17 protein-coding genes and 2 pseudogenes are annotated in these 15381 nt (G+C 36.6%); 8 read left to right on the forward strand and 11 right to left on the reverse strand.

The window, feature by feature from the left end; translation table 11 throughout:
• Window positions 1-43: 43 nt before the first annotated feature.
• Entirely contained in the window at window positions 44-490 is a 447-nt protein-coding gene (locus MMY79_RS13015) for a helix-turn-helix domain-containing protein (protein ID WP_252609193.1), read from the reverse strand.
• Between the two features lie 111 nt (window positions 491-601).
• Between MMY79_RS13015 and MMY79_RS13020 the strand changes: the two genes are divergently transcribed.
• Entirely contained in the window at window positions 602-1819 is a 1218-nt protein-coding gene (locus tag MMY79_RS13020) for an MFS transporter (RefSeq protein ID WP_252609194.1), read from the forward strand.
• Between the two features lie 75 nt (window positions 1820-1894).
• On the opposite strand, the gene MMY79_RS13025 is transcribed toward MMY79_RS13020, so the two are convergent.
• On the reverse strand, window positions 1895-2659 hold the full coding sequence (locus MMY79_RS13025) for a hypothetical protein (RefSeq protein ID WP_252609195.1): 765 nt from the start codon (window positions 2657-2659) through the stop codon (window positions 1895-1897).
• 313 nt (window positions 2660-2972) lie between these two features.
• Here MMY79_RS13025 and MMY79_RS13030 point away from each other — a divergent pair, with 313 nt between their 5' ends.
• Window positions 2973-3377: a hypothetical protein gene (locus MMY79_RS13030; RefSeq protein ID WP_252609196.1), complete on the forward strand. Its 405-nt coding sequence runs from the start codon at window positions 2973-2975 to the stop codon at window positions 3375-3377.
• Between the two features lie 51 nt (window positions 3378-3428).
• Here the strand turns inward: MMY79_RS13030 and MMY79_RS13035 are convergent, their stop codons facing one another.
• From MMY79_RS13035 to MMY79_RS13045, 3 genes are all read right to left on the reverse strand, one after another.
• Window positions 3429-3908 (reverse strand): DUF6632 domain-containing protein, encoded by a 480-nt coding sequence (locus tag MMY79_RS13035; protein WP_252609197.1) that lies wholly within the window; start codon window positions 3906-3908, stop codon window positions 3429-3431.
• 38 nt (window positions 3909-3946) lie between these two features.
• Window positions 3947-5188 (reverse strand): NADH:flavin oxidoreductase/NADH oxidase family protein, encoded by a 1242-nt coding sequence (locus tag MMY79_RS13040; protein ID WP_252609198.1) that lies wholly within the window; start codon window positions 5186-5188, stop codon window positions 3947-3949.
• 306 nt (window positions 5189-5494) lie between these two features.
• Window positions 5495-6760 carry a mechanosensitive ion channel domain-containing protein gene (locus tag MMY79_RS13045; RefSeq protein WP_252609199.1) on the reverse strand — a complete coding sequence of 422 codons (1266 nt, stop codon included), beginning with the start codon at window positions 6758-6760 and terminating at the stop codon, window positions 5495-5497.
• A 257-nt stretch (window positions 6761-7017) separates the two neighbouring features.
• On the opposite strand from MMY79_RS13045, the gene MMY79_RS13050 reads away from it, so the two are divergent.
• A complete protein-coding gene (locus tag MMY79_RS13050; protein WP_252609201.1) occupies window positions 7018-7380 on the forward strand; it encodes a DUF3592 domain-containing protein in 363 nt (120 codons plus the stop codon).
• A 4-nt stretch (window positions 7381-7384) separates the two neighbouring features.
• On the opposite strand, the pseudogene MMY79_RS13055 reads toward MMY79_RS13050, so the two are convergent.
• Both MMY79_RS13055 and MMY79_RS13060 read right to left on the reverse strand, forming a co-directional pair.
• A pseudogene (locus MMY79_RS13055) lies at window positions 7385-7468 on the reverse strand (glycosyltransferase family 2 protein); the annotation flags it as partial.
• A 21-nt stretch (window positions 7469-7489) separates the two neighbouring features.
• Window positions 7490-7593 (reverse strand): annotated as a pseudogene (locus MMY79_RS13060) (acyl-CoA dehydrogenase); the annotation flags it as partial.
• Window positions 7594-7769: 176 nt separating this feature from the next.
• On the opposite strand from MMY79_RS13060, the gene MMY79_RS13065 reads away from it, so the two are divergent.
• Together MMY79_RS13065 and MMY79_RS13075 are read left to right on the forward strand one after the other, a co-directional pair.
• Window positions 7770-8003, forward strand: a complete 234-nt coding sequence (locus MMY79_RS13065; RefSeq protein ID WP_004793546.1) for a DUF2171 domain-containing protein — start codon at window positions 7770-7772, stop codon at window positions 8001-8003.
• Window positions 8004-8285: 282 nt separating this feature from the next.
• Window positions 8286-9233 carry a metal-dependent hydrolase gene (locus tag MMY79_RS13075; protein WP_252609205.1) on the forward strand — a complete coding sequence of 316 codons (948 nt, stop codon included), beginning with the start codon at window positions 8286-8288 and terminating at the stop codon, window positions 9231-9233.
• 66 nt (window positions 9234-9299) lie between these two features.
• On the opposite strand, the gene MMY79_RS13080 is transcribed toward MMY79_RS13075, so the two are convergent.
• Window positions 9300-9854: a TetR/AcrR family transcriptional regulator gene (locus MMY79_RS13080; protein ID WP_252609207.1), complete on the reverse strand. Its 555-nt coding sequence runs from the start codon at window positions 9852-9854 to the stop codon at window positions 9300-9302.
• 446 nt (window positions 9855-10300) lie between these two features.
• On the opposite strand from MMY79_RS13080, the gene MMY79_RS13085 reads away from it, so the two are divergent.
• A protein-coding gene (locus MMY79_RS13085; protein WP_252609208.1) for an IS3 family transposase occupies window positions 10301-11685 on the forward strand; the annotation gives its coding sequence in 2 pieces (ribosomal slippage) (window positions 10301-10769 and window positions 10769-11685; 1386 coding nt in all).
• A gap of 273 nt (window positions 11686-11958) precedes the next feature.
• Here the strand turns inward: MMY79_RS13085 and MMY79_RS13090 are convergent.
• The 3 genes from MMY79_RS13090 to MMY79_RS13100 form a co-directional block, all read right to left on the reverse strand.
• Entirely contained in the window at window positions 11959-12588 is a 630-nt protein-coding gene (locus MMY79_RS13090; protein WP_252609210.1) for a class I SAM-dependent methyltransferase, read from the reverse strand.
• A gap of 244 nt (window positions 12589-12832) precedes the next feature.
• Entirely contained in the window at window positions 12833-13171 is a 339-nt protein-coding gene (locus MMY79_RS13095; RefSeq protein ID WP_252609213.1) for a hypothetical protein, read from the reverse strand.
• 283 nt (window positions 13172-13454) lie between these two features.
• Window positions 13455-14222 carry a class I SAM-dependent methyltransferase gene (locus MMY79_RS13100; protein ID WP_252609215.1) on the reverse strand — a complete coding sequence of 256 codons (768 nt, stop codon included), beginning with the start codon at window positions 14220-14222 and terminating at the stop codon, window positions 13455-13457.
• Between the two features lie 366 nt (window positions 14223-14588).
• Between MMY79_RS13100 and MMY79_RS13105 the strand changes: the two genes are divergently transcribed.
• Both MMY79_RS13105 and MMY79_RS13110 read left to right on the forward strand, forming a co-directional pair.
• Window positions 14589-15074 (forward strand): Lrp/AsnC family transcriptional regulator, encoded by a 486-nt coding sequence (locus MMY79_RS13105; RefSeq protein WP_031945309.1) that lies wholly within the window; start codon window positions 14589-14591, stop codon window positions 15072-15074.
• 178 nt (window positions 15075-15252) lie between these two features.
• Window positions 15253-15369, forward strand: a complete 117-nt coding sequence (locus MMY79_RS13110; protein WP_016138721.1) for a hypothetical protein — start codon at window positions 15253-15255, stop codon at window positions 15367-15369.
• The last annotated feature ends 12 nt before the right edge of the window (window positions 15370-15381 follow it).

Below are 15381 nucleotides of genomic sequence, written 5' to 3' on the forward strand. Positions count from 1 at the left end.
CCCAAATTTAAGTTAAAAAAGGTTATTTTTGTTTTGTCTTATTTTATTTCACCTTTTGCACTTGAGTATTAGAAGCTCTCAGCACTGTTCCATCTGCCGCGACTGGCGCCATAAATGGAATTTGCTGGCCTGTAGTTTTATCAATTAACAGAGAATGGCGCTCGCCACTTTCAAATAGGTTGTGCTCTCCCCATTGCCGCAAAGCCACAATCACAGGAAACAAACTTTCCCCTTTCTCGGTCAATACATATTCTTGATAAGCCGTGCCATCCGAAGCATCTTGCATTCCAAGAACACCAGCATCCACTAATTTTTTTAGTCGGTCAGAGAGAATATTTCGCGCAACACCTAAGCTCCGCTGAAAATCTCCAAAACGGCGCATTCCATCAAAAGCATCACGCACAATAAGCAGTGACCACCGGTCTCCGATGAGGTTGACGCAGCGCGCAACAGGACAAGGCTCATCTTTTAACAATGTAGAGTTCGTCATTGAGTTTCCTTACCAATCATCAGTAACAAGCTATCTAGTTGCATTTTAAAACTAGTAGACTTAACATTCAACTAGTTGCATTTTAAAACCAGATTGAGCGAGTTTAGAACCATGAAAGCTTCTCTTGCATCTACTACTTCACACACAGAAAGCGATAAACCGCTTTCACGCATGCCTCGTGGCGTAATTTTGCTGTTTGCTATAGCAAGTGGTGCAAGCGTAGCAAATGTCTATTATGCGCAGCCTTTACTCGACATATTAGCCAATGACTTTAACATTAGTCATGCGGCCATTGGCGGTGTAGTAACAGCCACTCAAATAGGTTGTGCCCTTGCCTTAATGTTTTTAGTGCCGTTGGGTGATCTAGTCAATCGGCGTCGATTAATGGCTATTCAGTTATTGGCTTTAATATCTGCCTTGCTCGTAGTTGCCTTTGCCCATTCTACAGTTGTTCTTTTAGCAGGAATGCTTGCCGTGGGTTTACTCGGCACAGCCATGACTCAAGGGCTTATTGCTTACGCTGCAAGTGCTGCTCTCCCACATGAGCAAGGACATGTGGTTGGTACTGCACAAAGCGGTGTATTCATTGGTTTACTGCTTGCCCGTGTATTTTCAGGAGGAATTAGTGATTTAGCGGGTTGGCGTGGCGTCTACTTTTGTGCAGCCATCATCATGCTCGGGATTGCATTGCCACTTTGGAAACGTTTGCCTCATTTAGAGGTTCAGCCCGTTACCATGCGCTACCCTCAACTTTTAGCATCGATGTTAAATCTGCTTCGCCAAGAAAAAGTACTACAAGTGCGCGGTGTTTTAGCTTTACTCATGTTCGCGGCATTCAATATTTTTTGGAGTGCATTGGTACTACCGTTAAGTGAGCTGCCTTACAGTTTTTCGCATACTGTTATTGGGTCTTTTGGGCTCGTCGGAGTTGTAGGTGCTCTGGCTGCTGCGCGTGCGGGTTATTGGGCCGACCGTGGATATGCTCAGCGCACAAGCATGGCAGCACTCGTAATATTACTGCTTGCTTGGGGTCCACTCTCACTTATGGGTTACTCACTCTGGGCACTCGTGATTGGCATCGTATTGCTAGACTTAGGTGGACAAGCCTTACATGTCACCAACCAGAGTATGATTTTTCGTACTCGTCCAGAAGCGCATAGCCGGCTTGTCGGTCTATACATGCTGTTTTATGCAATCGGTAGTGGATTAGGTGCAATCAGTACAACAGCCACTTACGCCTATGCTGGATGGTTTGGCGTATGTGCACTCGGTGCAGGTGTTAGCCTTCTGGCATTATTATTTTGGTGGATAACCCTTAAAGTCTCTTAAATAGTAATAACGCCCATTCTCAAATAAAAAACCACATCACTCAAGAGAATCATGTGGTTTTAATAAACAGTTAGTTTAATGAGAAGACTGAGCTGCTTTAGGTTTAAAGACTACTAAACAGACAACAATAAAAGCAAATAAAACAAAAGATGCACTAAATCTGCTTAACTCTAATCCACCATGTGCAATAGGTTTATCAAGGAAATCTCCCAATACTGCACCTAAAGGTCTGGTAAGAACAAAGGCCAACCAAAATAATAAGGTCCGTGAAATTTTGGTATAAAAATAGCAAATTGCTAACACCAATAATAAAGTACCAAAAATTAAAGCGGCGCTGGTGTACCCTAGGCCTTGAGTATCAGCAGTCCAATCTCCTAAAGCTGTCCCTAATGTTTGAGAAAACATGATGGTTAACCAATAGAAAGCTTCACTTTTTGCAGATTGAACACTTTTTACTGAAATTGTGCCGCAACTTAAATACCAAACAAACAGAGATAAGCTTAATAAAATAAGTAATATTAAACTCCCTCCTGCATAGCCCACACCTAAGGTTCGATCAACGAAATCGGCAATTGTGGTACCTAAAGTCGTAGTGGCGATGATCGTCGCCCAGTAGAAAAATGAATTATAGTTTTTAGCTTTAATTTGTAGTCCAACAAATACTGCAAAGATCACAGCAAAAATTGCCGTACTAATGATATATCCCAAATTTAGGGACATAGACAGCGCATCTCCAGCAGTTTCACCTAGCGTTGTAGCTGCAATTTTAATGATCCAGAATAATAAGGTGACTTCTGGAACCTTACTCAAGGTTTTAGATAAATTCTCATGACTCATCATTGTATGTTCTCCAAACATACGTATTTATTAGCTCCTATCTAAAGATCTATGCCTTAAAATAAAATTAAGGTTAAAAATAAATTACAAATACCTTTTCCAAAGAAAATTACGCGACACATCTGGCCCCCAAAACACAGATGAAAAAATACAACAATATATAAGAAAATAAAATATAATAACCTTAAAACTCCTTATGTTATTGAGGGAGTTATTATTCGTTTTAAATACTTAAGTTCAAACCGCAGTGAGATGAAATCTTCTCTAACAATCTAAAGATTGATATGCAACATTAGTTCATTACTATCAAAACTACATGGAAATCCCCGTAGGAAAAAATTTGGGTATTAATAATAAATTGATTTGCACAGTTGTGTTGGTATTCCTTACAGGATGCCAGCGGCAAGAAACGAACGAAAATACAAGCGCAGTGAAACTTCCTGTTTATCAGTTTAATGGTGTTTCTGCTTCAGCACGTTTGAAAGGAATATTACAGCTAAAACAAGAGTGCCTTTATGTAAACGATATCCTGATTATCTTTCCCGAGCACTCCGCTCAGTGGGATGCTGAAAAAGAAGCTTTAAGTTATAAAGGCAAGCATATCCGCTTAGGTAGCGAATTAGATATTGCTGGAGGGAATGGCGATTTTGAGCGAGATAATCTACGTATTAAACATTTAAGCCCAATGTGTGATCATCAGAATATTTGGTTTGCTGGATAATCTACAGAGAAGGGTTCGAATTCAATTTTCGCTCCCCTCAACTTCTAGCTCTTAAATGGAACGATTTAATTCACTATCAGATTTATATATTTTTCTCACAGGTAACCAGAAATAAATATAAATCAAGAGAAGAACCCAACCCAACAATACATCTCCAATCAAGTGTGGAGTTTCATGCGTCATCACCAAACCCATAACAAGCATTGCACCGAAGTGGGCAATATTTGCAAACATGGTAAATTCAAAAAATAGATAGTTTTTTAAAGGTTCACTGGAAGCTTTTAATAGAAACCAGCCCCATACAATATAGATGGCTGAGATCATCAACTCGTAATGCTCACCGCCACCATGCAACTCTCCCCAGCGAACTAATCGAACCAGAAATTTACCCCATTCGAACTGAAGTAAAATTGCAGGAATATTTAAAAAGATAAGAAGTGCTGCTCCGACAAAAAACAGCAGAAAGCTAATTCCCGTAAATTTTGCGGCTAGGCTAAATCTCGATATTTTTATCTGATCAGTTGTTGGCATCCTTATATCCTCATTGGTATAAACGTTAATTTATAATTTTAAGAAGCACGTAATCGACGAGTTTTGAAAATACCCAATCCTTTATCTTTAATATCCAAAATAAAAGATTTGAGTCCATTTTCATTTGGAATTGGCAAGCGCCCTCGACCTAATCGATGCATTTGACGTGTATACCAAGTGATTTCCAACGCCCCCAAGTTATCAATAAACTTAATGCCAGTAGTTAAAGGTTTAACTTGGTTTATAGTTTCAAGCCCACTTAATAAACGTTTAGCTGCCAACGGTTCAATTGCAAAAATTCGTCCAAGGCCAACAAAGTCCAGATCGTTATTTAATAAGGCGCTTTCGATCCCTTGCAGACTTCTAAAGCCGCCCGTCACCATAAGTGGTACTTTACTTAATTCACGAACTTTTTTAGCAAAATCTAAGAAGTAGGCTTCACGAGAGAGGGTTGATTCTTTCGGCGTACCCAACTGCATAATCGGTTTTTCATAGGTTCCACCAGAAATCTCGATTAAGTTGATTCCCACCTCATCGAGGGCTTGAATGGTTGCCAGCGATTCTTCTTCGGTAAAACCACCTCTTTGAAAATCGGCTGAGTTCAATTTAATACTTACAGGATAGTCAGCCCCGACTCGATTTCGAATTTCCTTATAGACCTCAAGGACAAATCTACGTCGATTTTCGATATTTCCACCCCACTGATCGGTACGGCGGTTATGATGCGGAGAGAGGAATTGGCTAATTAAATAGCCATGTGCGCCATGTAACTGAATACCGCTAAATCCTGCTTTCTTGGCAATCTCGGCTGTGTTTGCATAGCGTTGAATCAGGTCTTCAATTTCGTCTTGAGTCAGCTCTCGCGGTGTAGCAAAAACTGCGGCCATTTTGGGGCTAAAAGGCACAGCTGACGGTGAAACGGTTTCTTTATTTAAGCCTCGAATTGCTTGTTTACCTGGGTGGTTTATTTGCATCCAGACTTCACTACCTCCAGATTTAGCAACATCTGCCCACTCTTTGATTAAGTCAAAATCTTTTTCATCTTCAATAATCACATTGCCTGGCTCACCAATTGCTCTAGAGTCAATCATCACGTTACCCGTGATCAAAACCCCAGCTCCAGATTGCGACCACGTTTGGTAAAGTTGAATCAACTCTTTACTTGGTCGCCCATCTGTATGTGCCAGCCCTTCACTTAAAGCCGATTTAATCAGCCTATTCTTTAGTGTAAAGCCATCTTTTAAAACAAAGGGTGATGCCAGTTTTAATTCATTTTTCATCTTAGACCTCTGATCTTATTTTTTAGCCATTAAGCTTTTGGCCCTAGTTAAGAATGAGTGTTGCGATTAAATCTAATGACTTACTATGTCATTGCAGAGAAACTTAATTTTCTCCTTTACTAGATATTTACACACTAAGTTCTAAAAAAGAACTTGTTAATATCTTTAAAAGACAATTCGTATGTCAGAATGGTCAAAAAAATTTAGTCCAAATTTTGGAAATAAGTGTTGAAAGTCAAAGGCACAAAAGAAACGGATAAAAAAAGCCCTCACGTTGAGGGCTTTTATCGAAGCAAATTTTTACATTTAATATCTTACTTCCACCCCGGTTGGATTAATCTCTGTCGTTAATCTTTGTAAATCATGACCCGAAGGTGCTTGATAAACACGTAAACCAAATTCGGGAAGAATCGCAATTAAATGATCAAAAATATCTGACTGAATTGCTTCATAAGAAACCCACGCAATCGTATTGGTAAATGCATAAATTTCTAAAGGCAAACCTTGGCTAGTCGGTTGTAATTGGCGAACCATAATGGTTTGATTTTGAGCAATGCCCTTGTGCTGGCGCAAATAAAATTCAACATAGGCTCTAAATGTCCCAATATTGGTTAAACGGCGCTTGTTATAACGAGATTGATTGCTTAAATGCTTATTAAACTCTTCAATTTCAGAATTCTTTGCATCGAGGTATTGATCTAATAATAAAAACTCTTTGAGTTTTTGTTGCTCTTCGTCACTCATGAAATGAACACTGCTTTGATCGAGAAAGAGTGAACGCTTCATACGACGGCAACCTGAATTGCTCATGCCTCGCCAGTTTTTAAACGTATCGGTAACGAGTTTATTGGTTGGAATCGTGGTATAGGTTTTATCAAAATTTTGCACAGTCACCGTATGCAATGAAATATCAATCACGTCACCATCAGCATTGAGTGACGGCATCTCAATCCAGTCTCCAATACGGACCATGTCATAAGAGGCAATTTGCACACTCGCCACTAAAGACAAAATCGTGTTTTGGAAAACCAGCATTAATACCGCGGCCATCGCACCAAAACCTGCAAGTAAAGTGAACACATCCTTTTTAAGGAATGTTCCCAAAATCATCAGGCCACAAACAACAAATAAAATTAATTTAACCAGTTGTAAGTAACCTTTAATCGGCTTGTTTCTAGATTTCGGATTACGCTGATAAATAAGATTAAAGATATTTAACAGTTCACTGACTGTAAGTGCGAGTGTAAGAAAAATAAATGCTTGCGCCCCCATTTCTACAAAAGAAATAAACTTTGGAGTTAGATGAGGAACTGTTGCAATACCATTCATAATTACAATAGCGGGAACAATGTTGGCAAATTTCTTTATGACACTATGCTGAGCAAAAATAGATTGATTGGGTGATTTGAGCTTGGCCACTAAGTGACGAACGCCCCGAACAATAATTCGTTTAGCAATAAAAGTTGCTATTGCTGCAAATAAAATCAAAATAGTGAGTGAAACAAACATCTCTAGCCAAGGATAATGGCTTAATTGAACCCGAATATCGCGGAAAAAATTTAAAAAATCCAAACCTATACACCTTAAAACTTTCTTTTCTAGAATTTTAGGGGTTAAGGGCATTTATAATAAGGTTTGTTTACATATGTAGTCATAAATACAACAACTAAGTTATATACCCTCCCCAAATTTAATTACGAATCTCATGATTTTTGAGCCTTAATTATAAGGTCTTGTCCACTTATGTCTTAGATCGATTCTAGAAAGTAGATCGGACATCTCGGTTCATTTAGAATAATGCGTTAAACGAATAATTTTGGTTCTAGTAAGTGAAATTTTCTGACTTTTTGACTTTTATTGGAGTGATCTGGTTCACCTTATTCTTTATCTATATTGCTTGGACCTTTTTTCTTAAAAGTCTGGTTCATAAATTTTTTATTTATAAACGAGGAATCATTACTTCTGCCGAAGTTGCGTATTTTCAAGACTCTCTCGTCAAGGTTCAATATCGCCCTTTATGTCACATAAAATTAAAATTCCAAGCTGAGCAAGGCCAAATCATTACTGAAAACCTTAAGGTTCTTATTGCTAAACAAAATCACGATCAATATAAAGTCGGTAGCATCATCAAAATTAAATATGACCCTAAAAATTTAAAGAATATTTCAATATTGGGAGAAGTCATGGTTTAAGTCATTAGAGATTCTTTAGAAAGTACGACAATCCCTGAGGTGCACGCCCGTTCAAGCGACTATTCGTTGTCACTCGAACGAGATTAGCCAAGTAATATTGCAACCAAACATCACAATGTGACTCAAAGAGCTTCCCCAGACTTAAGTCGACTCCAGCAATCTGAGCAAAAGCTGTTAGCGTTGATAGGTCTGACCCAAAGCATAATATTGTAATAAAAAGATAAATATTATTAGTTTTTATATCTAATTATTTCATTGTTACTCGAATATATTTATTAAGTGAACTTATAAACCCATCCTGTAAGGTTTATTAAAAACCCCTGATTTATCCAATTATTTAAAGTAATTTAAGTCTTACCATTTTTCTATTTCTAAAGAAGAGGTCTAAAATGAGTACTTTAAATATTAATGATATTAAAAAACACGCAGACGTTATTGCTTCTTGTGGTACTAAAGTAGGTACTGTCGACCATCTTGATGGCGAAAACCAATTAAAGCTGACTCGAGACGAAAGCGGTCAACATCACCTCATTCCTACTGGATGGATTGGTGAAGTGAAAGAAAACCAAGTCATTCTGAATAAAAATTCAGAAGAAGTTAAAGATCAGTGGCAAGCGATCTAGACTTTTAGGCACAATACGTGACTTAACGTGAAATTTATAATAAAGCGATTTAGCTTAGAAAAATAAAGAGGCTTAGAAACTTTAAAGCCTAACTCCCCAAACTAAAGGCTCCTTTTCATAAGGAGCCTTTTTTATTTATCAAATCTCTGATTTAGACCGTTTTTATCTCTATAAGCCTTTTGTTGGATGTTTTTGTCCTTTACTCACATGGTGATCGATTTTACTTAATGCTAAAAATTGTTCATTCGCATTAAATGAACAATTATGAATAGGGTGACGTATATGATCACAGGGAATCATCAGCTTAAAGCTCGAAAAGTATATTTTGATTTTGCGGAGTCATCTGTATGTTGGATGCCCAATGATCCGCTATGCTCACACGTAGCAAATGGTATTAATATGCTCTTGCCGGCTGGTGAATTTTGGTTTTGCCGCGTTTTTAATAAAACCCTTCCCTTGATTACCGATGAAACATTAAAACAAGAAGTGATTGGCTTTGTTCGCCAAGAAGCGGCGCATGCCCGTGCCCATGAAAAAGCCCAAGACTTTTTACGAGAAAATGGCTACGACATTCAAGACCCACTCAACCGTGCACATTTTGTTTTTAATATTTTATTGGGTGATAAACCCTTTGGTCTGCCGCTTGTAAAAGGCAAAAAACTTGAAGAATATTGGTTACTTTTTCGGGTAGGTGTTATTGCTGCAATTGAGCACTTTACGGGAACTATTGGTCAGTGGACACTTGATAGTAAGTCTTGGGATAGCGCCGACCCAGCAATGGCAGATTTATTCCGTTGGCATCTGGCTGAAGAAGTTGAACATCGCTGTGTTGCTTACGATTTATTTGAGCACCTTTTAACAAACAAGTTAGGTTTTTATGTGTCTCGCCAAGTGATTATGGCGGCTATTTTCCCGCTGTTTATTTACTTCCTTGCCGATTTTGCACGAAGTCTAGGCAAGCAGGATTTAGAGCACGAAGACATTCAAAAATTGATGCGTCGTGGCTTCTTTAATTTCATTCGTGAATTTGAAAAAACGGCTACTCGCTCAGACAACCTACCGACCATTAAATATTTATGGAAAGCGACTTTAAGATGGGTTTCTCCAAAATTTAACCCAATTCATGAAGGTGACACTGAACAAGCTTTGGCTTATATGGCTCGTTCACCTGCGGTTCAACATTTTGAACAAATGACACAGCATTCTGCAAAACCTGCGACATTAAGCTAAGCAGCCACTTTATTTAAAATGAAAAGCCTCCTTGTTTGGAGGCTTTTTCTATTTAAGTTCTAACAATTAGGCAAAATTTAAAAAGAAATAATCCAACAACCGTGCGCTTTCATCTACCCCATTTTCACCTAAAAGCTGAACCATTGCCCCATCAATCATAAATAAAAACATGTAGGCATCTTGGAGTGAAGCCGTAGCTTTTAAGGTTAACAGCAGCTTATAGATTTCGTTAACAAACCATTTTCTATAATCAACCACAACTTTATAGGCAACTGGATAGAGCTTTTCTATTTCAAAAATTGCTTTAAAGGGTAAATGATAAAAGCCATTTAAGTCGGCATGTAAAAGGTAAATCTGCTTAAGTTTATCAAGCACCATTTGTTCACAATAAGAATTAACAATGGAAAACACTTTTACTTTGAGCGCTTCTTTTTGAAAAGTGAGACACATCTCGATGAGTCGTGCTTTTGAATGAAAGTCGTTGTAAAAAGTAGCTTTGGCAACTTTGGCTTCCGCAATAATTTGGTCAACCCCGACCTTATGAAACCCATATTGATTAAATAAGTCTTTTGCGGTGTGAAGCACTCTGAGTGCTCTAAATGAAGATTCTAAATTTGGCATAGGTATACCGTTTAAATAATTTTTTGTTGTATCTAAAAGAGATAGAAATGCCGTCACTCTTAAAATGAGTGCTAAAAACAGGCATGCAAAAGCAGCACAAAAATGTGCCTAAGCTATCTCAGGTTTTATTGTTGCTATGATTTTTTAATCGTAACGAGCTAAGGTTGTAGAAAACCTATAGTCGGTTAAACCGTTTTAAAGACCAGTTGGGCAGTATAGATAGAGAGAGTTTGGCAAAGACCAATAAATGAGAAGAAATAGTACGCATGAGCGAACTCCTTTGGCTATAAAGAAGCTTCACCACATTACTGTCAAATAATGGTGGTGAAACGAGAGAAGGTTGACAGACTGATAGCCAAAAGATCAGCACACCCGAAGGTGTCCCCCTCCCGTTCTGAACTGCACCCCATAAGTTAGACTTTTTAAACTTATAAGGTGTGCATCCAATGCCAGTTCCAAAGCATTCAAAAGAGTTAAAACTAAAAGTAATTCAAGCCTACTTAGATGGGAGTAAAGGCTATAAAACTCTTTCCAAAGAGTTTAATGTTGATCTCCAAACTATCCGGTTATGGATTGAAAACTATAAAGCGCAAGGTGAAGATGGTCTCAATGTTAAACTTCAAAAGACTTATTATTCTCCAGAATTTAAAATCAAGGCTGTACAAATGCTTCTTGATAAGATACCGGTAAGAGAGGTCAGAAGACGGTTAAATCTGAGCGGGACGTCTATTTTAAGAAGATGGTTAGCTCAGTATCATGAAGAAGGGATTGCTGGGTTTAATACTAAACGGACTTATACCAATATGACTAAGCAAGATAAAATCAAAATAGTGAAACCAATAAGAGATGATAAAGAAAAGTCTCAACAAGAACTCATTGATGAACTTACAGCTTTACGCGCAGAGGTCGCTTTTTTAAAAAAGCTAAAAGCCTTAAAACTGAAGCAACGTACTTAAATTCAATTTGTACTGCGGACAGTGTTCAAGTTATTTCGGAATTAAGGCAAATTTATCCATTAAAGCTACTACTCAATATTGCCAAGATAGCCCGTAGTACTTATTTCTACCACATGAAAGCTGCATGCTCTAATGATAAATATACTGAGTTAAAACAGCAGATTAAATCTATATATCATAAGCATAAAGGATGTTATGGCTATCGTAGAATTACTCTTGCTCTGAAAAGTGCAGGAATAATCATCAACCATAAGTGTGTATATCGCCTCATGAAAACTATGGGGCTTAAATCACGTATCAGAGCACTAAAATATCGATCTTATAAAAGTGGTTGTGTCGGGATGGTGGCCGATAATGTTTTACAACGACAATTTAAAGCAAATCGTCCCAATCAGAAATGGGCAACTGATGTAACGGAATTTAATGTGAATGGTGAAAAACTTTATCTCTCTCCAATCATAGATTTATTTAATGGGGAAATTATTACCTTCCGAATCCAACGCAAACTCAATTATGAGTTAGTAAAAGAGATGCTCATTCATGCTTTGGCTAAACTTAAGCGACATGAAAAGCCAATTCTCCATTCAGATCAAGGATGGCAATATCAAATGGCTCATTACCAGCAGCAATTAAAGCAACATGGCTTAATTCAAAGTATGTCTCGTAAGGGAAATTGCTTAGATAATGCCGTAATAGAAAGCTTCTTTGGAATATTAAAATCGGAGTGCTTTCATGGTGAAAAATTTCAATCAATTGATGAATTAGAGAAAACCATACAAACGTACATTCATTATTATAATCATGAGAGAATCAAGGTGAAGTTACAAGGTTTATCCCCTGTACAATATAGAAACCAGTTTTTAAAAACTGCTTAATTAACTGTCCAACTTTATGGGGTCAGTTCATTCCACCGCAGAGGGGGCACGCAGGGATGCCCACAAAAAAGAAAGACTTTTTCGTGTGCGTTGGCTATCCGACCTGTCAAAGTCGACTGGCAATGTAGGCCAGCAGGCAAAGCATAATCGGAGGGGTTTTAGGTGTCAATGTGATATTGGCTAGAAATAAAGCTTTAAAAAATTTAATAAAAATATTTATTACTGCATTACACAAACATTGATTTATAAAATGAAAAAATTGTTGAACGCAGCTTAATAAAGCTTAAAAGAACATAATGCATTCTTTTCTTTTAATAATTGAACATTTTTAAAACCAGCTAAAGAAAATGTATTTATATGCTCATCAATAGCCATAAATAAGTCTTTATTTTTCATTCCTTCCTCATCTTTGACGATATGATCGGTCACTATATATAAAGAATTTGTATTTAATAGATGATTTCTAACTTGTATGTGAAATTCTTTAGCAAAATTTTTATGCCTTAGCTCATGTAAAGCTTGATGAATAATGACGACATCGAAAGTTTCTTGTTGGCACACATCATACCAACCAGAGTCTTTAAAATTTGCAGTTAAGTAGTTAGCTTTACTCGATAGTAATCCTAAATTTTTTCTAGACAACTCATGCATAGCTTCAGAAAAATCTAAAGCTGTGTATTCTAGAGACTCTATATTTTCTAATAGAGTTTTTGCCAAATAGCCAGGACCAGCGCCTATCTCAAGAATCTTAGGTGTTTTGATATTGAGTAGCTTAATCTCAGCCACATACATACTAAAAAATTCATATCTCCAAGGGCGTTTCACATTTACTTCTTCAGCCCACTCTAAAGCATCAGCCGCTTTTCTTAGGTCAATTGGACTTACAACTTCCTTTATAGTCATAATTTTACGCCCTTCTAATCGCTCTTTTTAGTATTAAAAAATGAATATACCTTTAAAATATATCTCTATTAATTCTTCAGTTCTATTCATTTAAAAGAGATTTTAAGTGTCAATGTGGTATTGGGCTGCTTCTTAAGTCTTGTTTTCTGGTTTAACTAGTAAGTTTTATATCGAGATACACCGATAAAATGAACAATTAAATCCATCTTATCGGCTTGCTAGAAGAGGTTTTTAAAACCTTATTTTATTTTTTAATATAGTTTGGAAAGTCTTTTAAAACCCGACTACATAATTGACCTTTTGTATCTCCTTTCTTGCGCTCTTCAAATTGGTTCATGCCAAATCTCATAACTTCTTTACCGTATTTATCACCTAGCTCATGTTTAGTGCATTTTTCGGCTTCATGAATTAATTCTTCCGAAGCATAGTGATAATTACAATCAAGTTGAGCACGGCTTAAAAAACCATGTAGTTCTACTGTTTTCTCGCAGTGTGTTTGCCCTACAAGGCTTTTAGGTTCTTGAGCAGCATAAATTGATGTTCCTATCAATAAAGTGAAAACCGTTACTAAAATATTACGCATTATTTCCCCGACAAAGTTATTAAAAGTATTTGTGATAATGTTGCGGGCGTATTAAATAATAATTATTTATAAGTGTCTATTAATAAAAAGAAAATTAAATAAATCCTCTTCTCTTTTGAATACTTAATCACCTTACAAAAATTGTGTGATTCAGTTTTATCAAATAAATGATATGAGATTTGTTTTATATTCTTATTCAATATAATCCAAACTATTCAAGAAAAGAGTTCTAGTGATATTTAATTCATTTCTTATCTACTAAAACTCTTACTCATTGTCCACTTTAAAACCCTAATTTCTTAAAGACAAAATAACCAACATGGCTTTCAAAGCTACCGTCATTTTGAATTTTGAAATATTTCTTAACAAGGTCAGATGAACCTTCCTGTAAATAGCGTAAAGTTTTAATTTGATCTTCGGGAGTTTTCATACGCTTTACCCAACTATCAAAGTCTAACGAGAGCGTTTGTTTATCTAAACCCACTAAGTCAAAGCCTGCATCTTCAATAAAATAAACCCACTCTTTCACACTATAGTTTCTTACGTGACTTGGGTCTCGAATAGTCTCGATCGTTTGTAAAAACGTATCTAATATAGGCGAGCTAGAACTAATAATATCTACAAAAATAACAATACCATCTGGCTTAAGAACGCGGTTTACTTCTTTCATGGCAGTCGGAACATGCTGCCAATGATGAGCTGAATATCGGCTAATCACGACATCAAACTGATGATCACTAAAAGGCATATCTTCGGCAATGCCCTGCTGCACAAAAATGTTTTTTAATTTGCGTTGGCTAGCGGCCTTAGACACTGTGTCTAACATTTCATGAGATAAATCGTATGCAAAGACTAGATCCGCATGCGGAGCAACATTATAAGAGACATGACCACCACCACAGCCTAAATCTAGGACAACAGCCTTTTCATATTTCTGAATTTCATGAATAAATTTATTAAATTCAATTCCTTCAGAATGAGCTTGGCTATTTAAATAGTCTAAAGATTTATTTTGATATTGTTTTTGGTTTATATCGTGCTGGGTGATCATAACCTTGCTTCCTTCTTTGCAATGAAATCACCATAAAGGAAAATTTAGATAAAAAATAATGATTAGTTTTTCTTCAATTGATAAATAAAAGTTATTATTTAATTTGTTTTAATACACTACGACAATGAATAAAAAATAGATTTAAGAACTTATAAGAAATCCGCAAAGAGCACTGTTTAGTCACCCTTACTGAAACAGTGCTCTTTGCTCCACCACAACCCTTATCCAGAGAGGTTCGATGCATAGAACTAGTGTATGTACCTTTAACTCAAAATGTTTCCTGTATTTTTTAATATTTTTAAATGTTCACAGCATAAAAATGAAGTATATTTAATTTTATCAGAAGATTCTTCTTTGGTTTATATTTTGAACAGAACAGAATACACACTAGATCGCATAGATCGGAAAATTTTATCTGCATTACGTGGCAATGGCCGTTTAACCGTTGCTCAATTAGCAGAAGAAGTCGGTCTTTCATCCTCACCATGCTGGACACGGCTCAAACGTCTGGAAACTTTAAAAATTATTGAAGGCTATACAGTAAACGTGAACCCAAAAGCGATTGGTATTCATGAAGTATTCTTTATAGAAATTACCTTAGAACGCCATGACGATGAAATGCTGGAAAATTTCAGCGAAGCATTAGCTGATATACCTGAAGTTGTAGAAGCTCATCTGGTGACAGGTGATTATGATTATTTGGTTAAAGTAGCAGTAAAAGATGCTGATCATTACGAACGTTTTTTACGGAAAAAACTCTATTCAATTAAGGGAATTCGACACACCCGTTCGACTTTTGCCCTACGCCCCCTTAAATCTGCCAATACAGCCGATTTAATGTTAATTGAATAAAAGGCATAACACCGACAGCACATCGACTTAAACCATTGATTTTCAATCTCTTATTGAATTGAGCGGCTTAGACTATAACAGATTTAGACTCTGTTATATTTTTTTTAAAAAATTCTGTATCTATGATTACAGCCTCCTCATCTACATAATAAAATTAATCTGAATTGGAGGCATCACCATGAACATTTTGAAGAAAAAAAATAAGGCCAGTTTTGTATTCTTTATTATTACTCTCTACTCTTTTATTGGGTTTGGCTTAGGCTATATTATCTGGGAATACTTTTTAAAGACCTAATTTACTAAAGAA

The sequence above is a fragment of the Acinetobacter sp. XS-4 genome, assembly GCF_023920705.1.
GTDB lineage: Bacteria > Pseudomonadota > Gammaproteobacteria > Pseudomonadales > Moraxellaceae > Acinetobacter.

What these genes read in the sequence shown, in the direction of transcription:
- MMY79_RS13015 (WP_252609193.1), bottom strand. Translation starts at nt 490, where the DNA reads ATGACGAACTCTACATTGTTAAAAGATGAGCCTTGTCCTGTTGCGCGC.
- MMY79_RS13020 (WP_252609194.1), top strand. Translation starts at nt 602, where the DNA reads ATGAAAGCTTCTCTTGCATCTACTACTTCACACACAGAAAGCGATAAA.
- MMY79_RS13025 (WP_252609195.1), bottom strand. Translation starts at nt 2,659, where the DNA reads ATGATGAGTCATGAGAATTTATCTAAAACCTTGAGTAAGGTTCCAGAA.
- MMY79_RS13030 (WP_252609196.1), top strand. Translation starts at nt 2,973, where the DNA reads ATGGAAATCCCCGTAGGAAAAAATTTGGGTATTAATAATAAATTGATT.
- MMY79_RS13035 (WP_252609197.1), bottom strand. Translation starts at nt 3,908, where the DNA reads ATGCCAACAACTGATCAGATAAAAATATCGAGATTTAGCCTAGCCGCA.
- MMY79_RS13040 (WP_252609198.1), bottom strand. Translation starts at nt 5,188, where the DNA reads ATGAAAAATGAATTAAAACTGGCATCACCCTTTGTTTTAAAAGATGGC.
- MMY79_RS13065 (WP_004793546.1), top strand. Translation starts at nt 7,770, where the DNA reads ATGAGTACTTTAAATATTAATGATATTAAAAAACACGCAGACGTTATT.
- MMY79_RS13075 (WP_252609205.1), top strand. Translation starts at nt 8,286, where the DNA reads ATGATCACAGGGAATCATCAGCTTAAAGCTCGAAAAGTATATTTTGAT.
- MMY79_RS13080 (WP_252609207.1), bottom strand. Translation starts at nt 9,854, where the DNA reads ATGCCAAATTTAGAATCTTCATTTAGAGCACTCAGAGTGCTTCACACC.
- MMY79_RS13090 (WP_252609210.1), bottom strand. Translation starts at nt 12,588, where the DNA reads ATGACTATAAAGGAAGTTGTAAGTCCAATTGACCTAAGAAAAGCGGCT.
- MMY79_RS13095 (WP_252609213.1), bottom strand. Translation starts at nt 13,171, where the DNA reads ATGCGTAATATTTTAGTAACGGTTTTCACTTTATTGATAGGAACATCA.
- MMY79_RS13100 (WP_252609215.1), bottom strand. Translation starts at nt 14,222, where the DNA reads ATGATCACCCAGCACGATATAAACCAAAAACAATATCAAAATAAATCT.
- MMY79_RS13110 (WP_016138721.1), top strand. Translation starts at nt 15,253, where the DNA reads ATGAACATTTTGAAGAAAAAAAATAAGGCCAGTTTTGTATTCTTTATT.